General features: G+C 68.9%; 1 protein-coding gene and 1 pseudogene. Both read right to left on the reverse strand.

Annotated features, from left to right (window positions below; translation table 11 throughout):
- Positions 1 to 226 (reverse strand): annotated as a pseudogene (locus ACH4F6_RS39970) (radical SAM protein); the annotation flags it as partial.
- 49 nt (positions 227 to 275) lie between these two features.
- Positions 276 to 1,241 (reverse strand): B12-binding domain-containing radical SAM protein (locus ACH4F6_RS39975; protein WP_397965600.1); only part of this gene is annotated, 966 nt, incomplete at its 5' end.

Raw genomic sequence — 1,241 nt, forward strand, 5'->3', positions numbered from 1 at the left:
TGGGGTTGCGTCCGTGCAGGTTCAGCGCCCGGACCGAGTACCCGCAGGACCGCAGGTGGCCCGCGATGCAGGCCACCCCCAGGTTCTCCCGGACCCGCTTGTAGAACAGCCGCATCGCCGGGTCCAGGGACAGGTACTCCTCGTCGTTGATCAGGACGTTCTGGTTGTTCAGGCTCGCGGCGCCGGTGGGGATCTCCCGGGGGGTCAGCAGGACCACATCCGCCATGTCCGGTCTCCTCTCTCGTCCTTGCGTGCGCATCCCGACACCGGCCGTGTCACCCGGCCATGGCCTGTTCTCCGCACAGCCTCTTGGTCTCCTCGACGAACACCGGATAGGGCCGGCCCAGGACCTTGCTGTCGTAGGCGTCGACCAGCGCGCGCAGCTCCGCCTCCAGCCGCTCGGCGAGCCGGGGCGGGTTCTCGTCCGCGAGCAGCAGTCCGACGTTGAGGAAGGCGACCAGCAGATCCGGCAGGCCCTCGACCCAGCCGCGCAGCCGGCTCAGGCGCGGGCGCAGGCCTTGTTCGCCCCGGGCCCTGCGCGCCCTGGTCGCGTCGACGATGAGCTGGGCGACGAAGGGCAGCTCTTCCTTGTGGTCGGCGACCTCCGCGCTGACCTTGCTCCAGGCCGCCCACACGTCCTCGACCCGCTGGTCCGGGATCCGGTACTCGCGGCGGGCCTCCAGCAGGACGTCCCTGGCCGGTCCCTCGACGTCCGGGAGGTCGGGGGGAGCGGGATCGGTGATCTTGTCGTACATCTCCGTGCCGCGCAGCGCGATGGCGCGGCTGATGAAGGAGAACGGGTTCTCGCTCACGGCGATGCCGGCGGCCACGATGAACTTCAGGTTCTCCCAGAGCTCGTCGAGGGTCGTGCCCGGTTCGACCATGATCCAGCCGGGTTCGAGCTCGATGCCCTCCTGCTTGAAGATGCGGGCGGCGTCGAAGTTGTACTCCACCATGGTTCCCTTGCGGAACCTCTTGGCCATCGACGGGGCCCCGGTCTCCATGCCGAGCAGCGCGGACGCCATCCCCGCCCTGCGCAGGGTGCGCAGCGCCTCCCGGTCGATGAGACCGGTGTCCACGCGGAACTCACTGTGGAAGGAGATGTCCAGGTTGCGGCGGAGGATCTCCTCGGCGAACCCGACGGCGTGCTGGTAGCCGTCCTGGAAGGCGCCGCCGAAGTTGTCGTCGTTGAACCAGAGGAACCGGGTGCCGAACTCCCGCTGGAGGAACTCGATCTCGTC

Source organism: Streptomyces sp. NPDC017936, assembly GCF_044328485.1.
Taxonomy (GTDB): domain Bacteria; phylum Actinomycetota; class Actinomycetes; order Streptomycetales; family Streptomycetaceae; genus Streptomyces.